Consider the following 2,007-nt stretch of genomic DNA (forward strand, 5'->3'; position numbering starts at 1 on the left):
AGGCGATCTCGAAAAAAGCGCTTGAGAAAAGCGGAAGGAAAGAGGAGAAATAAGATGCGGTGATGGCGATGGGCGGGGGTTATGTCATATTGCTGCGGACATTAAAAGAATCAATTTTCACAAGTACCGAATACCTTGTTGCTTGTCATTCTGAGCGGAGTGAAGAATCCAGAACTCTTTGTTTCGTAACAAGATGGATTCTTCATTGCGCTTTGCTCCATTCAGAATGACAGATTTTTCTCCCGCTTTTTTTGCGAGTTACTCCGAGCGGAGTAATAAAGCTGACGAGAAAATTCACATAGCTTCCTTCTGTATTTTCTCCCAATGCAAAAGAGCTGTCAGCTTCCCTGAGATTGTCGATTTTTTTGACAAAAAAATCCGGGATACAACAGCTACTCTTATCGTGTAACGCCCTAGTTAACCGGCACCGGAGCACGAAGTGCGGAAGGGTACCGACACAGGCCATGAGAATGCCGAAGGCATGGCCTGTGTGGCGTCCGCGCTGAACGACCAGTTAGGCTGGGTCGCGAAGTGGAAGGTGTTTGAGAACACAGCAAAGCGCTTGTGAAACTAGCGCACGTCATAGCTTGTTAGTTCGGTCCATATAAGGTTGAGGTCGGATATGCCAATGAGCTTCACAGCTTGTGCCTGAATAGCCTGCTGCGGATTTCCTATGATTTCACTGCCATCAATTGGCTCTTGTGCTTGGTACAGATAGCCGTTCATAACAATCTTTTCTCCGTTTATGGTCCGTATATTTGCCATAGGAACTTTGCCCCACCAGTTGTTGTTGGCTGAGAGCCAAGATTCAAATTTTTGAACGTTTTTGCGGTACTCCGCTGTGTCTGGCAACCAGAACTGGAGCATCTCTCTACCAGACTTGGAAACCTCTGTCCCGGCCTTGGGATTCAAAGATGAGATGACCGTTCGAAGGTTCTCGCTCTTGGACGTGACCAGATAGGTTGAGAGCACCGAAAGCGTGATCACTGTGGCGATAACGAGAATAAGGGCGACGCTCCCTGAGATAACGAGCTTTACACCTGGCACCTCAAGTGAAACACCTGGTTTGAGTGTCGCCGAAGGTGATGCGGCTCCGAGCGGTACTTGCGCACTTGGTGTGTTTGCCGGTTGTTCCATGTTTGTAGGTGGTTGAGTCATTGAGGAACCTTCTGTGAGCAGGCCTAACGGCAGCCATCAGCCGCCGCAAACCCCTGACTGAGTAAAGCGAACGACGGGGTTTGCGGTCGGCTGGATGGCCTTGTTAGGCGATTTATCTGCAGGCAAATAGACTTAGGGCTTACTTATCCAAACTCCCTGAATTTGCCATCTTTGTCGACCGCTACCGTCATCTTCATTCCACAAGTCAACATTGCCGCCATCCGTTGTGCAACTAAGATATGTTCTATCACCTGTTACACCTGCTGCAATCTTTATATTATATGTATCAGGTGTTGGTGAGTCGCTCACTGGTTCAAATAGCCACCTTTGTCGACCGCTACCGTCATCTTTATTCCACAAGTCAACATTGCCGCCATCCGTTGTGCAACTTAACAAAGACCTGTTTGTAGATAAACCTCTAAGTACTTGTAAGTTGTGAGTGCCTGTTATAGACATAACATTCTCCTTTATCATTAGGTTAACTTCATAAAAATAAATCGATTTTTAGATTTTTATTAATTTCTTCGGACTATTCACCTCCTTCCATTTTTTCGCCTAACATTGTTTATACTGATCCGCCTAAACCGCGGATTTTTGAATTTCAGTCCATATAAGACGCAATCGAGAAACCATTGCAAATACTTCTAATAACCTGATTTTTAATCACTTAAGCCCCGCATTGCGTTTTATTTCTGCTTCTTATGCGGATCGGCATAAGGGCATCTCTAAAAAGTCGAATACTCCTCTGAAAATCACCTAAAAAACTTTATTAATACATCTGTAAAATCGCTTACACACTGCAATTCTCACTAATTCAGCTACCTCATAAGACTTTTTAGAGATGCCCAT

1 protein-coding gene is annotated in these 2,007 nt (G+C 45.1%); it reads right to left on the minus strand.

What is annotated here, in order from left to right; translation table 11 throughout:
• Positions 1-570: 570 nt before the first annotated feature.
• Entirely contained in the window at positions 571-1,137 is a 567-nt protein-coding gene (locus FGF66_RS12285) for a hypothetical protein (RefSeq protein ID WP_139457926.1), read from the minus strand.
• Positions 1,138-2,007: the final 870 nt, after the last annotated feature.

The organism is Chlorobaculum thiosulfatiphilum, from assembly GCF_006265165.1.
Lineage (GTDB): Bacteria > Bacteroidota > Chlorobiia > Chlorobiales > Chlorobiaceae > Chlorobaculum > Chlorobaculum thiosulfatiphilum.